The sequence below is a fragment of the Ancylobacter dichloromethanicus genome, assembly GCF_018390645.1.
Taxonomy (GTDB): domain Bacteria; phylum Pseudomonadota; class Alphaproteobacteria; order Rhizobiales; family Xanthobacteraceae; genus Ancylobacter; species Ancylobacter dichloromethanicus.
The window spans coordinates 152734-168734 of the sequence record NZ_JAHBGC010000049.1; the positions used below are offsets into that span (position 1 = coordinate 152734).

Consider the following 16001-nt stretch of genomic DNA (forward strand, 5'->3'; position numbering starts at 1 on the left):
CCATCGCAATGGTTGGAAAGAACTTGCCGCGATCACGCCGCCGCCTCGACTGCGGCTTCCGTTGAACCACTTTGGACTCTGCTGCCGCGCGTGATGCCGGCCAGCCGTGTGCGCTTGAGCATCAGGGCGTTGATCGCCACCAGAGCCGAGCTGCCCGACATGGCGAGAGCGGCGATTTCGGGGCTCAGCAGCATTGGGTAGAGCACGCCCGCTGCGAGCGGGAAGGCGATGACATTGTAGGCCACGGCCCACCACAGGTTCTGGTGCATCTTGCGCAGGGTTGCGCGGGAGAGCTCGATGGCGCCGACGATGTCGTACGGATCGCTCTTCATCAGCACGACGTCGGCGCTCTCGATGGCGACGTCCGTCCCCGCACCGATGGCGAACCCCACATCGGCCTGGGTGAGTGCCGGAGCGTCGTTGACGCCGTCGCCGACCATCCCGACCTTGTGGCCTTGTGCCTGCAGCTCCTGAATCTTCGCCGCCTTCTGGCCCGGCAGTACATCGGCCAGCACCATATCAATGCCGAGAGTTGCGGCGATTCGCTTCGCCGTGCCGGCGTTGTCGCCGGTCAGCATGGCGACCTGGACGCCACGCTCGCGCAGCTTGGCTACGGTCGCCTGGGCGGTCGGGCGCGGTGCGTCGGCGATCGCGACGATGCCGAGAAGGCGGCCGCCACCGGCGACATGAACCACGGTTCGGCCGGCGCCCTTCAACTGCTCCGCCGCATCGGCGAGTTCGTCAAGGCCGATCTTTTCCTCGTCCATGAGCCGACGGTTGCCGAGAAACGTCGTCTGACCCTCGATCTCGGCGCGGGCGCCTTTCCCCTCGAGATTGAGGAAGGACTGCGCGTCCGGCACAGTGAGCCCTTCAGCGCGCTCGATGATCGCCAGCGCGAGCGGATGATCCGAACCGTGCTCGACCGCGGCCGCGATGCGCAGCACCTCATCGGGCGACGCCTGGCCTGCCGCGATCACGTCGACCACGCGCGGCTGACCCATGGTCAGCGTGCCGGTCTTGTCGAAAACGATGACGTCGAGCTTGGTCGCATCCTCCAGCGCGGACGCGTTCTTGAACAGGATGCCGTTCATCGCGCCGAGCCCGGTTCCCACCATCACCGCCATCGGCGTGGCGAGCCCCAGCGCATCGGGACAGGCGATGACAAAGACGGTGATGGTCAGCGTCAGCGCGAAGAGGAGGGTCTGACCGATCCAGAAATACCAGACCGCGAAGGTGACGAGACCGATCAGGATCGCCGCGAGCACAAGCCATTGCGAGGCCCGATCGGCGAGAAGCTGCGCCGGCGCCTTGGAATTCTGCGCTTCCTGGACGAGCTTGACGATTTGGGCGAGGGCCGTGTCGGCACCCACCTTCGTCGCCTTGTAGCGCAAGCTGCCACTCTTGTTGATGGTGGCTCCGATGACCATGTCGCCCGGCTTCTTCGAGACCGGCATCGACTCGCCCGTCAACATCGATTCATCGACGTCGGAGCGACCTTCGAAAACCTCGCCGTCCACAGGGATTTTGTTGCCGGGACGCAGAATGACCGTATCGCCCAGTAGGACCTCGGCGGTCGGGATCTCGATCTCGGCACCGCTCCTGAGCACCGTGGCCTTGGGCGGCGCGAGGTCCATGAGCTGACGGATTGCCTCCGACGCGCCAGCTCGTGCCCGCATCTCAAGCCAGTGTCCGAGCAGAATGAACACCAACAGAACGGCAACAGCCTCGTAGAACTGCTGGCCTTTGAAGAAAAAGGTCGAGCCGACGCTGAACAGGTAGCCCGTGCCGACACTGAGCAGCACCAATACCGCCATGTTGAGCACGCCGTTGCGCAGCGCGCGGATCGCCGCGACGACGAAGGGCCAACTCGGATAGAGGATCGCGGCGCTCGCGAGAACGAAAAGGAGGATCTCGCGATCGAGGCCGAATGGCGGATCGATGCGCAGGAAATCCATGCCCATCGGCTGCAGCAGAAATATCGGCACGGAGAAAATCAACGCGACCCAGAACCGGTTGCGCATGTCCCGGACCATGCCCTGCATGTCCATTCCCGCGCCATGACCCATCTCATGGGCCATGGCATCGTGCGAGATCGGCATCGCTTTACCCGGCGTCCCAGAGGCAGGATGCGCCCCGTGGCCCGCGTGACCGGCGCCATGACGATGCGGCGCCGCCGGATGCGCCGGCGGCACGGTCGTCTCGTTTGGCACGCATTGGTGCCTCGGAACCACCTCGCCGCGGCAATGGAAGCCGCAGGCGATCACCTCGGCCTGGATGGTCTCCAGGCTGGTACGTGTCTCGTCGAAGCCGACCGTAGCCGTGCCGGACGCGAAGTTGACGGCGGCGGAGGTGACACCGGGCAATCGACGCAGGCGTTTCTCGACCACGAGCGGATCGAGCACATCGAAGAATTGCTCCACGTCAATTGTTGTGGTCGTCACAACCGGCGTCTCCTGTCGAAATCGGAGCGGATGCCCACCACGAACCACCCGCCTTTTTCACGGATCGCGCTGTCAACTGCCGCCGCAGCAGCCGGTCTTCTTCGGGTGATGACCAGCACTGGAGACTGGCTTGTCCAGTTCGCCAGCGGGCGCGACCGTGTCGGGCGCCGCAGCATTTTCGTGATTGCCGCAGGAGCCATGAGCATTCGCTTTCTCCGCGGCCTCTGCGCCGGCATGGCCATCGCAGCAGGAAGAGGCATTTGGGACCGAATGCTCGGAAGTCGTCTTGGTCTGGTCGGCAGACGTGGTGCTCATTCCGGTGACTCCTGCTTGCGGGCACGACGATAGATAGCGCCATTGCGGGCGCTGTCGCCCCATGCCGCACCCGCACTCTCATTTCCTGATTTTCAAACTTAGGCGATGGCCCGGTCAGCCATCTTTAATCTCGATTAAGGATCGGCATCCTTGGGTCGCGCATCGCTCCCGGAGCTGACGACCCCTTTCAGACTCAGTGTTCCGCTTGTCTCATTTGGCGGCATTTCGAATTGCATCGCTGCGATACGCCGAAGGGGGTCAATCGCGCATCCAGAAATCGCTCTCCCCAGGGTTGGCTGAAGTCGTTTCCACGATGGCGCCGACTACTCGCCTAACATGGATGAGAATGTGCGTATTGCTCCGATCATTGCCGTCGTCATCCTCGCGGCCGCCGGGGCTGCCGGCTATGCCTATTGGTGGAGGCAACAGGCGACCCGCGTCCCCGCGGGACTGGCCCGGGCAAATGGCCGGATCGAAGTCGAACGCGTCGACATCGCTACCAAGTACGCGGGCCGCCTCGCCGAAGTGCGCGTCAACGAGGGCGCCGATGTTCAGAAGGATGGCATCCTCGCCCGCATCGACACGACCGAAATTCTTGCGCAACTCGCGGCAGCCAGAGCTGCCGTGCACCGCAGCCACCAGGGTGTGGCCATCGCCGAGTCCAATGTGGCTCTCCGCTCGGCAGAGTTGAAGCTTGCCGAAGTCGAGCTCCGGCGCATCGTCGAACTGATGCGCACGAATACGGCGACGCAAGCGGAACTTGATCGCCGCACGGCGCAAAGGGATATTTCAAAGGCCTCGCTGGATAGCGCGAAAGTCGCCATCGAGGACGCCAAGGCGGCCGTCGAGGCGGCTGAGGCCCAGGTCAGCCAGATCGAAGCCGCAATTGCGGACATGACGCTGAAAGCGCCGGTATCGGGTCGCGTCGAGTATCGTCTTGCACAGGCCGGGGAGGTCGTAGCTGTCGGCGGGCGGGTACTCACCCTTCTCGACCTTTCCGACGTCCACATGACGATCTTCCTGCCGACGAGCCAGGTCGGCAGCGTCGAACTCGGGTCGGATGCCCGTATCATGCTGGATGGTACGCCCGGCTACGTCGTTCCCGCAACAGTCGCCTTCGTTGCCTCGGAAGCGCAGTTCACGCCGAAATATGTCGAGACCGCGAACGAGCGCGAGAAGCTGATGTACCGCGTCAAGCTGCACATCGATCCGAAGCTCATCGAGACCTATCGCGCTTACATCAAGGCCGGCATGACCGGCAACGCCTACGTCAAGGTCCAGGCCGGAGCGGCGTGGCCGACGAATCTGACGCCGAGGCTTCCGGATGTCCGCTGATGCCGAGCCGGCCGTTCGAGTCGATTCGGTCCATCACCGCTACGGTGACACCGTTGCGATTGACGGCGTCAGCCTATCGATCGCCTCCGGATCGACGGCGGCCTTCATCGGCCCCGATGGCGTCGGAAAGTCGACTCTCCTTGGCCTGATCGCCGGCGTCAAGCGCATCCAGTCCGGAACCGTGACGGCCCTCTCCGGCAACATGGCATCGAGCTCTCACCGTGACATCGTCGCGCCGCGCATCGCCTATATGCCGCAAGGCCTCGGCCGCAACCTCTATCCGACGCTCTCGGTGGTCGAGAACATCGATTTCTTCGGGCGCCTCTATGGCCAGAGCGAGAACGAACGTCGCTCACGCATCGCGGGCCTGCTGACCGCCACGGGGCTCGACCCATTCCCGGACCGCCTCGCCGGCAAGCTCTCGGGCGGGATGAAGCAGAAGCTCGGCCTGTGCTGCGCGCTGATCCACGATCCGGACCTCTTGATCCTCGACGAGCCGACGACCGGCGTCGATCCCCTGTCACGGCGTCAGTTCTGGGAGTTGATCGAACGGATCCGTGCTGAGCGCCCCGGCATGACACTTCTGGTGGCGACCGCCTATATGGAGGAGGCCGCGCGTTTCGACCACATCATAGCGATCGACGAGGGCAAGGTCATCGCCGCCGGCGACATGGCGGGGCTACTTGATCGGACCGCGACGCGTACGCTGGAGGAGGCCTATGTCGCGCTACAGTGCCCCGAACGGCGCGGCGATCAGGCGGCATTGGCAATCCCGCCGCTGCTGGAGAGCGGCGGGCCTCCGGCGATCGTCGCAGAGGCCCTGACCATGCGCTTCGGCGATTTCACCGCCGTCGATCATGTCAGTTTCCGCATCCGGCGCGGCGAGATTTTTGGGTTTCTCGGGTCGAACGGCTGCGGCAAGACGACGACGATGAAGATGCTCACTGGACTGCTGCCGGCGAGCGAAGGGCGAGCTGAGCTGCTGGGGAAACCGATCGACGCCCGTGATATCGCAACAAGAATGCGCATCGGCTACATGTCGCAAGCGTTCTCGCTCTATGAAGAGATCTCCGTCCGCGCGAATCTGGAGCTGCACGGACGTCTCTTCCGCATTCCCCCGGGCGAACTCAGGCTGCGCGTCGCCGCGGCGCTTACCCGTTTCGACCTCGACGCCGTTGCCGACGCCTCGCCGGCGTCGCTTCCGCTCGGGATGCGTCAGCGGCTCCAGCTTGCCGCCGCCTGTTTGCATCGGCCTGAAATATTGATCCTTGATGAACCCACATCCGGCGTCGATCCGGCAGCGCGCGACAGGTTCTGGCGCCTTCTCGTCGAGATGTCGCGCCGCGACGGCGTAACGATCTTCATATCGACCCACTTCATGAACGAGGCCGAGCGGTGCGACCGCGTATCCTTGATGCATGCGGGCCGTGTCTTGTCCGTCGGCAGCCCGGAGGAGCTTCGCGTCGCTCGTGGCACCACGACTCTCGAGGGCGCTTTCGTTGTCTATCTGGAGGAGGCGTCAGCGCCGCCTGCGTCCAAAGTGATGAAGGAAGCGCCTTCATTGGCGGCTGCCCCAAAGCCGATCGGTGCCCCGGATAATGTCCAAAAGGGAACATCGTCGGTATCCCAATCATCGCATAGGTCATCGTTGGCTTCTTTGCGCCGAGTCTGGGCCTTTGCCCGGCGAGAGGCTGTGGAAGTCCTCCGGGATCGCATTCGGCTCGCCTTTGCGCTCCTCGGCCCGCTCGTACTTATGGTCGGGTTCGGCTACGGCATTTCGTTCGACATCGAGAATCTCCGTTATGCGGTTCTTGATCGCGATCAGTCCTACGAGAGCCGGCTATTCCTGGAGCAGTTTTCGCAATCCCGTTATTTTGTCGAACAAACGCGGCTGGACGACGAATTTGAGATTGATCGGCGTCTCCGATCCGGCGAGCTGCGGTTTGCCGTCGATATTCCGCCCGGCTTCGGTCGCGACCTTCTGCAGGATCGCCAGCCGCAAGTGAGCTTCTGGCTCGACGGTGGCGCGACGTTCCCTGCAGAGACGGCACGGGCCTATATCCAGGGCGCTGTTCTAACCTATGCCGCGGATCGCTACCGCCAGCTGCACGGCCGCGCTCCACAGGTCCTCCCGATCAATGTGGAACCCCGGTTTCGCTACAATCAGGATTTCCGCAGCGTTTTCGCGATCACGCCCGGCGCGATCATGCTTCTCCTGATCCTCATCCCCGCGATGCTGACAGCCCTTGGTGTCGTGCGTGAAAAGGAGATGGGGTCCATCACCAATGTGTATGCCTCGCCCGCGACCGTGGGCGAATATCTTATCGGCAAGCAATTGCCCTATATTGCGATTGGGTTTGTCAGCTTCGCCAGTCTCGTGCTCTTGGCCGGCGCGCTCTTTGGAGTTGTGGCCAAAGGGTCTCTCATCGGCCTTTCTCTCGCAGCGCTCATGTACGTGTTCGCGGCAACGGCCTTTGGACTACTGATATCCGCGTTCGTCTCGACGCAAGTCGCGGCGATCTTCGCGACGGCCGTTCTAACCGTAATCCCCACGGCGCACTATTCGGGGTTCCTCTATCCGGCCTCGACGTTGGAAGGCTTGGCGCGCGCGATGGGGGTCGGCTTTCCGGCATTCTGGTTTCAGACCGTGAGCCTGGGCGTCTTCGCGAAAGGGCTCGATGCCGATGCGTTCGTGCGCGAAATCGCCGTGCTGTTCGGCTTCGGGGTCGTCTTTCTCCTGCTGGCCCGCCTCGCCGTCCGCAAGCAAGGTTCGTAGCGATGCGCCAATGGATCCTCAACGTACTTTATCTGGGTTTCAAAGAGATCGCGAGCGTCCTGCGTGACGTGGCGATGGTCGGGCTGATCATCTACGTTTTTACAGTTGCCGTTTATTCTATGGCCACTGGTCTCAAGACCGAAGTGAACAATGCCAGCGTCGCTGTCGTCGACGCCGACCGTTCGACACTGTCGTCTCGCATCAAGGATGCGCTGCAGCCGCCTTACTTCAGCCCAGCGCGCGACATCGACCGTTCCGAAGTCGACGAGCTGTTGGACAAAGGGTCATATACGTTTGTCCTGGAGATACCCCCCCGCCTCGAAGCGGACCTCCTCGCAAATCGTGGCCCCTCGATTCAAATCAACGTCGACGCGACGGCCGTGAGCCAAGCCGCTGTGGGAACGGCCTATATCCAGGAAATCATCGCCCGCGAGGCGGCAAACTTTCTGCATCAGCACGGCACGAGCGAAGTCGTTCCCATCGAGCCGGTCATCCGCGCCTTGTTCAACCAGAACCTTGAGGCGATCCGCTTCAATGCGAGCATGGACATCATCATGAACGTAACGATGCTCGGGATCATTCTCGTCGGGGCAGCCGTCATGCGCGAACGAGAACACGGCACCATTGAACATTTGCTGGTGATGCCGGTCCGGCCGAGTGAGATTGCCGCAGCGAAGATCTGGGCGAACGGTCTGATCATTCTCCTGGCAGCCGGCTTTTCTTTGCACGTTGTCATAGAGTTCGTGCTGCAGATACCGATCATCGGCTCTGTCGAGCTTTTCCTGGCTGGAACCGCCATCTATCTCTTCGCGGTGACGTCGCTCGGTATTTTGCTCGCGACGATCGCGAACTCGATGCCGCAGTTCGCGCTGCTGGCGATCCCGGTGTTCGTCGTCATGTTCCTGCTATCAGGCACGTTCACGCCGTTTGAGAGCATGCCTCCGATCCTGCAGGACATCATGTATGCGGTGCCCTCGACGCACTTTGTGAGATTTGCGCAGTCGATCTTGTATCGAGGTGCGGGACTCGATGTCGTCTGGAAGGATTTGATGGTCATGACCGCATTGGGGGCGGTGTTCCTTGCCGCCGCTCTCTCACGATTCAGGTCGATGCTCGTACGACAGTCGTAAGGTGCTGTTCGTGAGTGGTCGAGACCTGCCTCTTCCACCGAATAGCCGGCAACTGTTCGCGCAATCCGCGGAGCGTGGCGCTCGCGGTCGTCCATTGATACTTCCTCGCCCGCCCGTCGCCAGTGCCATGGCGCCGTTTCAGTTACGATAAACTCAGAAACATCGTCGAGAGGCGACATTCAGCCAAGGCTTGCATTGATTTCCTCCAATCGTGCCATGCCTGGGCACAGTTCCTTTTGCGACAGCGCATTGAGGGGCGTATCTGTCGTGTTGAGATCGGCGTGCAATTCATCCTTGTCGCTCGCAACATAGAGCAGGCCCGTCACGATCTCGGACTTGGCCTCGTGTTCGAGCAGAAAGTCTATTGCGGCGCGGCGATCGTGCACGCTGTATTCGGCGTTCAGCTTTCTCAGCCGGAGCCAGGACCCGTCGTGCTGTTGAACCAATTCGAGCTTGCCGGGCTCGTAGTCGACCGTGATCGGCGTGCGCCCGACGATCACGTCCAGCCGATTGACCGCAATGTTGTGCTCGCGGACATAGTCATAACTCTTGGTGGAGCCCACGTGGTTGTTGAAGGCGACGCAAGGCGAGATGACGTCGACTAAGGCCGCGCCTTCGTGCTCGATCGCGCCCTTGATGAGCGAGACGAGCTGCGCCTTGTCGCCGGAGAACGAGCGGGCGACGTAGCTTGCGCCGAGCTGGAGTGCCAGGGCGGTGAGATCGATGGGCTTGTCGATGTTGACGACACCCTGCTTGGACTTCGATCCATCATCGGCGGTTGCGGAAAACTGGCCCTTGGTCAGGCCATAGACGCCGTTGTTCTCGACGATATAGACCATGTTGACGCCGCGGCGCAGCGCATGCGCGAACTGGCCAAGGCCGATCGAGGCGCTGTCTCCATCGCCTGACACGCCGAGATAGATCAGGTCACGATTGGCAAGGCTCGCCCCGGTCAGGACCGACGGCATGCGTCCGTGCACGGAGTTGAAACCGTGGGAATTCCCCAGGAAATAGGTCGGCGTCTTCGAGGAGCAGCCAATGCCGGAGATCTTGGCCACCCGGTGCGGTGCGATCGACAGCTCGAAGCATGCCTCGACGATCGCCGCGGTGATGGAATCGTGGCCGCAGCCGGCGCAGAGCGTGGAAATCGCGCCCTCGTAGTCGCGCCGCGTATAGCCGAGCGTGTTTTCCGGCAGGGCGGGGTGATGGAATTTCGGCTTGGCGAGATAACTCATGCGACTGCCCTTTCGCTCTGCTTCGCGGCTTCGCCGAGACGGGCGGCGATGGCGGCCGCGATGAATCGGGCGGTGATCGGCGTTCCGTCGAAATGCAGCACCGGCGTCAGCTTCGCAGGATTGACGCCGCATTCGGTGATGATCAGCGTGCGAAGCTGGGCGTCGCGGTTCTGCTCGACCACGAACACCGCCTCATGTGCGCGCAGGAAAGCGTCGACATCGCGGTTGAAGGGAAACGCCCTGACCCGCATCCGGTCGAGTGCATGGCCATCAGCCTCCAACAGATCGGCTGCCTCGTCCATGGCAGGAGATGTCGAGCCGAAATAGATCACTCCGTAGCGCGAAGGGATGCTGGCCAGGGTGATGACCGGGCCGGGAACGAGATCCTTCGCTGTCTCGAACTTCTTTAGCAGCCGTTCCATGTTGTCGACATAGGGGCCGCCCTCTTCAGTATAGCGTGCATAACGGTCCCGGGTCGTGCCGCGGGTAAAGTAGGAGCCCTTGCGCGGATGGGTGCCAGGGTAGGTACGATAGGGAATGCCGTCGCCGTCGACGTCGAGATAGCGGCCGAAGTCCTTGCCGGCGTCGAGATCGGCTGCGGTCATCACCTTGCCGCGGTCGTAGACCCGGTCGTCGTCCCAGCGCAGCGGCGCACAGAGCCGATGGTTCATGCCGATGTCGAGATCGAGCATGAGCAGGACCGGCGTCTGCAGCCGGTCGGCGAGATCGAAGGAGAGGGCGCTGAACTCGAAAGCCTCCGCCGGCCCCTCCGGGAAGAGCAGGACATGCTTGGTGTCGCCGTGCGAGGCATAAGCCGCGAGCAGGATGTCGGACTGCTGCGTGCGCGTCGGCATACCCGTCGAGGGGCCGCCGCGCTGCACATCCATGATCACGGCCGGGATCTCGGCGAAATAGGCTAGCCCGAGAAACTCCTGCATCAGCGAGATGCCGGGTCCGGAGGTCGGCGCGAAGGCCCGCGCGCCGTTCCAGGCGGCGCCGATCACCATGCCACTGGAGGCGAGCTCGTCCTCTGTCTGGATGATAGCGTAGCGCTTCTTTCCGGTCTCGGGATCGATCCGGAAGCGCGCGCAATAGGCGGAGAAGGCGTCGGCGATCGAGGTCGATGGCGTGATCGGATACCATGCGCAGACCGTGGCGCCGCCGAACACCGCGCCGAGCGCCGTTGCGGAATTGCCGTCGATGAAGATGCGCCCGCCGACGGCGTCCGCGCGCCGAACGCACAGGCCGATCGGACAGGGGAGATTTTCGATCGCCCAGTCACGGCCGAGATGGAAGGCCCGGACGTTGGCCTCGATGAGGCGCTCCTTGCCCGCGAATTGCCGGCCGATAAGCGTGTCGATCTCACCGGTGTCCATCTCGAGCACCGCGGCGAGAACACCAATATACATGATGTTCTTGAAGAGCTGCCGTTCCCGCGGGTCGTTGTATTCCTTGTTGCAGATTGCGCCCAGCGGAGCGCCGAGGACGGTGATATCCTCGCGGAACTGGGATTTCTGAACGGGACGCGTCGAATCGTAGATCAGGTATCCACCCGGTTCGAGCCCGGCCTGGTCCTTGGCGAAGGTCTGGGGGTTCATCGCCACCACGAGATCGGTTCCGCCGCGTGCGCCCAGATAGCCGGCCTCGCAGACGCGGACCTCGTACCAGGTCGGAAGGCCCTGGATGTTCGATGGGAATATGTTGCGCGCCGCGACCGGCACGCCCATTCGCAGCACCGCCCGCGCGAACAGCTCGTTGGCGCTTGCGGACCCCGATCCATTGGTGTTGGCAAAGCGGACGACGAAGTCGTTGACGCGGCTTATCGCGAGCGTGTCGGGCATGTGTCACCTGCATGGGTCATGTCGATGAAGTATTTCTGCATGCTCCAGGCGCCGGTCGGGCAGCGCTCGGCGCACAATCCGCAATGCAGGCAAAGGTCCTCGTCCTTCACCATGACGCGTCCGGTCTTCAACCCGTCCGCGACATAGAGATCCTGGAGCGGGTTCAGCGCGGGCACCCGTAGCCGCAGGCGCAGCTCCTGCTCCTCGCCGTTCTCGGTGAAGGTGATGCAGTCCATCGGGCAGATGTCGACGCAGGAATCGCATTCGATGCAGGACGGCCCGCTGAACACCGTTTCGACATCGCAGTTGAGGCAGCGATCTGCCTCGGCGAGCGCCAGGGCCGGGTCATAGCCGAGTTCCACCTCCGTGCGGATGTCCTTCAGCGCGGTCTTGTTATCGCGCGAGGGCACCGGGAAGCGGTGGTCGAGCGTGACCTCGCTGTCATAGGCCCACTCGTGGATGCCCAGCTTTTCGCTCTCGATCTGCACATGGGGTAACAGGCGTTCGCCGATGTCCTCGCCTGACAGCAGGCGGTGGATCGACAGCGCTGCGTCGTGGCCGTGGGCGACGGCGCTGATGATGTTTTTCGGGCCCCGCGCCGCGTCGCCCCCGAAGAACACCTTGGGGTGGGTCGAGGCGAAGGTCGTTTCCGCCACGACCGGCATGTCCCATTTGTCGAAGTCGATTCCGATATCGCGTTCGATCCATGGAAAGGCGTTCTGCTGACCGATTGCGATTACGACCTCGTCGCAGTCGATCTGCCGCGGCGGCTCGCCCGTCGGTACGAACGTGGAGCGGCCGTTTTCGGTGACGGTCGTGACTGGTTCGACCAGCAGGCCCGTCAGGCGCCCCCCTTCGTTGATGAAGGCTTTGGGCGCGAGACCGGCCGAGATGGTGATCCCCTCATTGAGGAGCGCTTCCTTCTCCCAGCTTGCCGCCGGCATCTCGTCGAAGCCCTCGCGGACGACGACGCTGACCTCCTCGCCGCCGAGGCGCCGGGCAGAGCGGCCGCAATCCATGGCGGTGTTGCCGCCGCCGATCACGACGACACGCCGGCCCGTGCTTGTCACATGCCCGAACGACACTGACGCCAGCCAGTCGAGTCCGATGTGGACGCTGCCTGCCGCTTCTTTCCGGCCGGGGATGTCAAGGTCTCGGGCGCGGGGGGCGCCGGAGCCGATGAACACGGCATCATAACCCTCCGAAAGCAGCGCCTTAAGGCTGTCGATGCGCTTGCCGGAATGAAAGGTGACGCCGAGATCGAGGATATAGCCGCATTCCTCGTCGATCACGGAATCAGGCAGCCGGAATTTCGGGATCTGGCTGCGTATCATGCCGCCGGCCTTGGGGTTGCCGTCGAACACGGTGCAGTCATATCCGAGCGGCGCAAGATCGCGCGCGACCGTCAGCGAGGCGGGACCTGCGCCCACCAGCGCGACGCGCTTGCCGTTCGTGTGGGCAGTCGGCCTGGGGAGGCGGTCGCGGATGTCGTCCTTGAAATCGGCCGCGACCCGCTTGAGCCGGCAGATCGCCACCGGCGCCTCCTCGACCCGGCCGCGCCGGCAGGCCGGCTCGCAGGGCCGGTCGCAGGTGCGCCCGAGGATTCCCGGAAAGACGTTCGATCTCCAGTTGATCATGTATGCGTCGGTATAGCGGCCCTGCGCGATCAGACGGATGTATTCGGGAACCGGCGTATGCGCCGGGCAGGCCCACTGACAGTCCACGACTTTGTGAAAATAGTCAGGTGCGGAAATGTCCGTCAGTTTCATCTCATCATCTCCTGCATCCGGGGTGCCTTCACGCGCGACGTCAAAGGTCTGCCGCCAAGACTGGGAGCAGGGTTCTGCCGGATCTTAGACATATCCGATCCATTTCCAGTAAGTCGCGCCAAGCAGCATGACGAGCGCGAAGGCGATCACTGTGAGCACGAGGCCGGTGCGCACGAAGTCCTTCGCCTCGAAGGTCTCGGTTCCGTATGCCACCATGTTCTGCGGCGCGTTCACCACGAGGATGAAGCCGAAGCTGACGACGAACTGCAGCAGTATGGTCATGCCGATGATGTTGATGCCGGGGGTCGATACGCTCTGCAGCACGGCGATGACGATGGGGATCATCGCAGAGGCGAGTGCCGTCGCGCTGGCGAAGCCGAGATGGATCACGATGAGGAACAGGCTGAGCACGGCGAGGATGAAGAGAGAGGTTCCGCCGGCGAGCCCGAACCGCTCCACCACGATGCCGGCGAGCCAGACCGCGCCGCCCGTCTGGAGAAGCGCGGTGCCGAGGCTGATGCCGATACCGAACAGGATGACCGTGCCCCACGGGATCCGCGGCTGCGCTTCTTTCCACGTCATGATGCCGATGCCGGGCACAAACATCAGCGCTACCGCGGCGACCGTCGTCGACGAGGTGTCGAACGGATGCAGGACCCCTTCCGTCGACCAGAAGGCGAGCAGGGTGAGCGACAGGGTGAGCAGCTTCTTTTCTGCCGTCTTCATGGGGCCGAGCTCGGCGAGCGATTTGCGGATCGCCGCCCGTCCGCCCGGGACTTCATCGACCTCTGGCTTCATCATCCGCGTCATGACGAAATAAAGCACCACCGTCATGATGACGGCGAAGGGCGCGGCGGCGACGAACCATTCCAGCCAGGTAACGGTGTAGTTCAGGGTTCGCTCGATGAAGCCGACGGCCACCATGTTTTGGGCGGCTGCGGTTTTGATGCCGATATTCCAAATGCTGGCGGTGTTCACCGTGGTGATCATCAGCATGCCGGCGAAGGCGCCGTTCTTGTTCACGCCGAACGCCGCGATGATGCCGAGCATAATGGGAACGATGCTGGCCACGCGGGCCGTGGTGGATGGCACGAGAAAAGCCATGACGATGCCCACGATGATCGCGCCGATGACGACGTCACGGCTCCGGGTGCCGGTGCGCGAGAGGATGACGAGGGCAATGCGCTTGTCGAGCCCGGTGATCGTCATCGCGGCGGCGAGGAACAGCGCCGCCGCGACCAGAACGAGCGCAGTATTGGCGAAGCCGCCAAAGGCCAAGCCGAGCCCTCTGCTGGTGCCCATCAGCACGTCGGGATTCGTCTGAGAGGGGGACAGCCCCAGCAGGAACGCCATCAGGGCAGCGATGATCAGGGCCGAGACGGCGTAATCGACCGCTTCCGTCATCCACACGATCACGGCGAAGGCCAGCACCGCCAGCATGCGCTGGCCCGCGACGGGCAGCCCCTCCGGGGTCGGGAGCATGATGACGATGACAAGCGCCGCAAGACCCGTAAGCAGGCCCCAATGCGACCGGAGCCAAGATGGCTCCTGAGGCGCGCGGCCAGACTCGGACCTCGAACCTTGCTCTGAAGGGGCGGCGATATTGCGATCTGTCGTTCCGGACACGATGTCGAAATCCCCTTGCATTGCCAGCGCAAACACTGGCCGGGGGGAACACCGGAAACCTTAATCTATATCAAAGAGTCTACTGATCGCGGCATTCGACGGTTTGGACGTTGTACGATCAGCGGACTGAAACACTTTCTCGGGGCGGGCTGTTTTGAAGATGAAGAAGGGGAATCGTGAGCCTGTTGATCAACGGTATTGCTGGCTCTGTTGTTCGCGACTTTTGAATGGCGTATTAATTAGAATGATTATAATGAAGGGCATTCGCCCGCCGTGGCAGTCGGCGACCAGCCATCCAGAGGTTCGACGTGGGTCTGTTCACCGGCCTGGCCACGGTCCGCGCCAGACTGTTGCTGGTCGTCATCGCGTTATTGGGGCTGGCGGGCGGCGGGATCGCCTTTCTGACGGACAATGGCGCTTGGGCTGAACGCCTCTGGTCCGCAGGGACGCTCCCCGTTCTGGCGGCGCTCATCATCGAGATCTTCTCTGCCCTCCGACGCGGCCAGATCGGGCTCGACATCGTTGCCGGCTTGTCCATGTCGACGGCGCTCGCCTTCGGCGAACCGCTCGCCGGCAATGTCGTGGCGTTGATGTATGCCGGCGGCCAACAATTGGAGAGTTTCGCCGAGGGCCGGGCGCGGCGGGAAATGACGGCGCTGCTCGGGCGCGTCTCGCGGACCGCCATGCGCTATGCCGGCAATCTTCTCGAGGAGGTGACGATCGAGAGCCTGCGCCCTGGTGATCGCATTCTGGTGCGCCACGGCGAGGTGATCCCGGCTGACGGGACTGTCGCGCGGGGTGAAGCGCTGCTCGATGAGGCGGCACTCACCGGGGAGGCTTTGCCGGAACGCAGGCTTACGGACGAGGAGGTTCTGAGCGGTTCCACCTGCGCGGGTGACGCCTTCGATCTCGTCGTGGCCCGTGAGGCGGCGGAAAGCACCTACGCCAATATCGTCCGCCTGGTCGAGACGGCGCAACAGAGCAAGGCGCCGATGGTACGCATGGCGGACCGCTATGCGATCTGGTTCCTGCTGTTCACGGTCGTTCTCGCTGGCGCGGCATGGGGGCTGAGCGGCGATCGCCTGCGCGCCTTGGCGGTTCTGGTCGTTGCCACCCCCTGTCCGCTCATCCTGGCCGTGCCCGTGGCGATCATATCGGGCATGTCGCGCGCGGCCGCGCGCGGCGTCCTCGTCAAGAACGGCGGGGCGCTCGAAGCGCTGGCCAGGATACGCACGGTCATTCTCGACAAGACCGGAACGCTGACTTTCGGCCGGGCCGCCGTCACCGGAATCCGGACCGTGGAAGGCTGGGACCAGGACGAGATCCTGCGGCTCGCTGCCTCGCTCGATCAGGCCTCGGCCCATGTCACGGCAGAGGCGCTGGTGACGGCGGCGCATGAGCGCGGACTTGTTCTGTCGAGCCCTTCCGAGGCTCAGGAGACGGCAGGCACCGGCATCGAAGGCATCGTCGAGGGCCGGTGTCAAACGGCGTTGGAACGGGACCCTTGATCGGCGCGCAAAAGGGACCCCGGGA

The 16001-nt window shown here is 63.2% G+C and carries 10 protein-coding genes; 4 read left to right on the forward strand and 6 right to left on the reverse strand.

Features of this window, described 5'->3' with window-relative positions; genetic code table 11:
* Positions 1–32: 32 nt before the first annotated feature.
* Together KHC23_RS20720 and KHC23_RS20725 are read right to left on the reverse strand one after the other, a co-directional pair.
* Complete coding sequence (locus KHC23_RS20720) at positions 33–2441, reverse strand: heavy metal translocating P-type ATPase (protein WP_213375319.1); 2409 nt, start codon at positions 2439–2441, stop codon at positions 33–35.
* A gap of 72 nt (positions 2442–2513) precedes the next feature.
* Positions 2514–2756, reverse strand: a complete 243-nt coding sequence (locus KHC23_RS20725) for a hypothetical protein (RefSeq protein ID WP_213375321.1) — start codon at positions 2754–2756, stop codon at positions 2514–2516.
* Between the two features lie 336 nt (positions 2757–3092).
* Between KHC23_RS20725 and KHC23_RS20730 the strand changes: the two genes are divergently transcribed.
* The 3 genes from KHC23_RS20730 to KHC23_RS20740 are packed head-to-tail and all read left to right on the forward strand — an operon-like array spanning position 3093 to position 7997.
* Entirely contained in the window at positions 3093–4091 is a 999-nt protein-coding gene (locus KHC23_RS20730) for an HlyD family secretion protein (RefSeq protein ID WP_213375323.1), read from the forward strand.
* A complete protein-coding gene (gene rbbA, locus KHC23_RS20735) occupies positions 4081–6867 on the forward strand; it encodes a ribosome-associated ATPase/putative transporter RbbA (RefSeq protein WP_213375325.1) in 2787 nt (928 codons plus the stop codon). The genes KHC23_RS20730 and rbbA overlap by 11 nt, the downstream gene beginning before the upstream one ends.
* A gap of 2 nt (positions 6868–6869) precedes the next feature.
* Complete coding sequence (locus KHC23_RS20740) at positions 6870–7997, forward strand: ABC transporter permease (RefSeq protein WP_213375327.1); 1128 nt, start codon at positions 6870–6872, stop codon at positions 7995–7997.
* Positions 7998–8176: 179 nt separating this feature from the next.
* Here the strand turns inward: KHC23_RS20740 and KHC23_RS20745 are convergent, their stop codons facing one another.
* The 4 genes from KHC23_RS20745 to KHC23_RS20760 form a co-directional block, all read right to left on the reverse strand.
* Positions 8177–9232, reverse strand: a complete 1056-nt coding sequence (locus KHC23_RS20745; RefSeq protein WP_213375329.1) for a 2-oxoacid:ferredoxin oxidoreductase subunit beta — start codon at positions 9230–9232, stop codon at positions 8177–8179.
* The gene (locus KHC23_RS20750; RefSeq protein ID WP_213375331.1) at positions 9229–11073 is read right to left on the reverse strand and encodes a 2-oxoacid:acceptor oxidoreductase subunit alpha; all 1845 of its coding nucleotides are present in this window, start codon (positions 11071–11073) and stop codon (positions 9229–9231) included. The genes KHC23_RS20745 and KHC23_RS20750 overlap by 4 nt, the downstream gene beginning before the upstream one ends.
* Positions 11052–12842: an FAD-dependent oxidoreductase gene (locus KHC23_RS20755; protein WP_213375333.1), complete on the reverse strand. Its 1791-nt coding sequence runs from the start codon at positions 12840–12842 to the stop codon at positions 11052–11054. Before KHC23_RS20755 ends, KHC23_RS20750 begins: the two co-directional genes overlap by 22 nt.
* A gap of 84 nt (positions 12843–12926) precedes the next feature.
* Entirely contained in the window at positions 12927–14444 is a 1518-nt protein-coding gene (locus KHC23_RS20760; protein ID WP_271188574.1) for a DASS family sodium-coupled anion symporter, read from the reverse strand.
* Between the two features lie 332 nt (positions 14445–14776).
* Between KHC23_RS20760 and KHC23_RS20765 the strand changes: the two genes are divergently transcribed.
* A complete protein-coding gene (locus tag KHC23_RS20765; protein ID WP_309299164.1) occupies positions 14777–15976 on the forward strand; it encodes an HAD-IC family P-type ATPase in 1200 nt (399 codons plus the stop codon).
* Positions 15977–16001 lie beyond the last annotated feature (25 nt).

Coding starts and splice junctions, on each gene's coding strand:
- rbbA (WP_213375325.1), top strand. CDS start 4,081: ATGTCCGCTGATGCCGAGCCGGCCGTTCGAGTCGATTCGGTCCATCAC.
- KHC23_RS20730 (WP_213375323.1), top strand. CDS start 3,093: ATGGATGAGAATGTGCGTATTGCTCCGATCATTGCCGTCGTCATCCTC.
- KHC23_RS20725 (WP_213375321.1), bottom strand. CDS start 2,756: ATGAGCACCACGTCTGCCGACCAGACCAAGACGACTTCCGAGCATTCG.
- KHC23_RS20740 (WP_213375327.1), top strand. CDS start 6,870: ATGCGCCAATGGATCCTCAACGTACTTTATCTGGGTTTCAAAGAGATC.
- KHC23_RS20750 (WP_213375331.1), bottom strand. CDS start 11,073: ATGCCCGACACGCTCGCGATAAGCCGCGTCAACGACTTCGTCGTCCGC.
- KHC23_RS20745 (WP_213375329.1), bottom strand. CDS start 9,232: ATGAGTTATCTCGCCAAGCCGAAATTCCATCACCCCGCCCTGCCGGAA.
- KHC23_RS20755 (WP_213375333.1), bottom strand. CDS start 12,842: ATGAAACTGACGGACATTTCCGCACCTGACTATTTTCACAAAGTCGTG.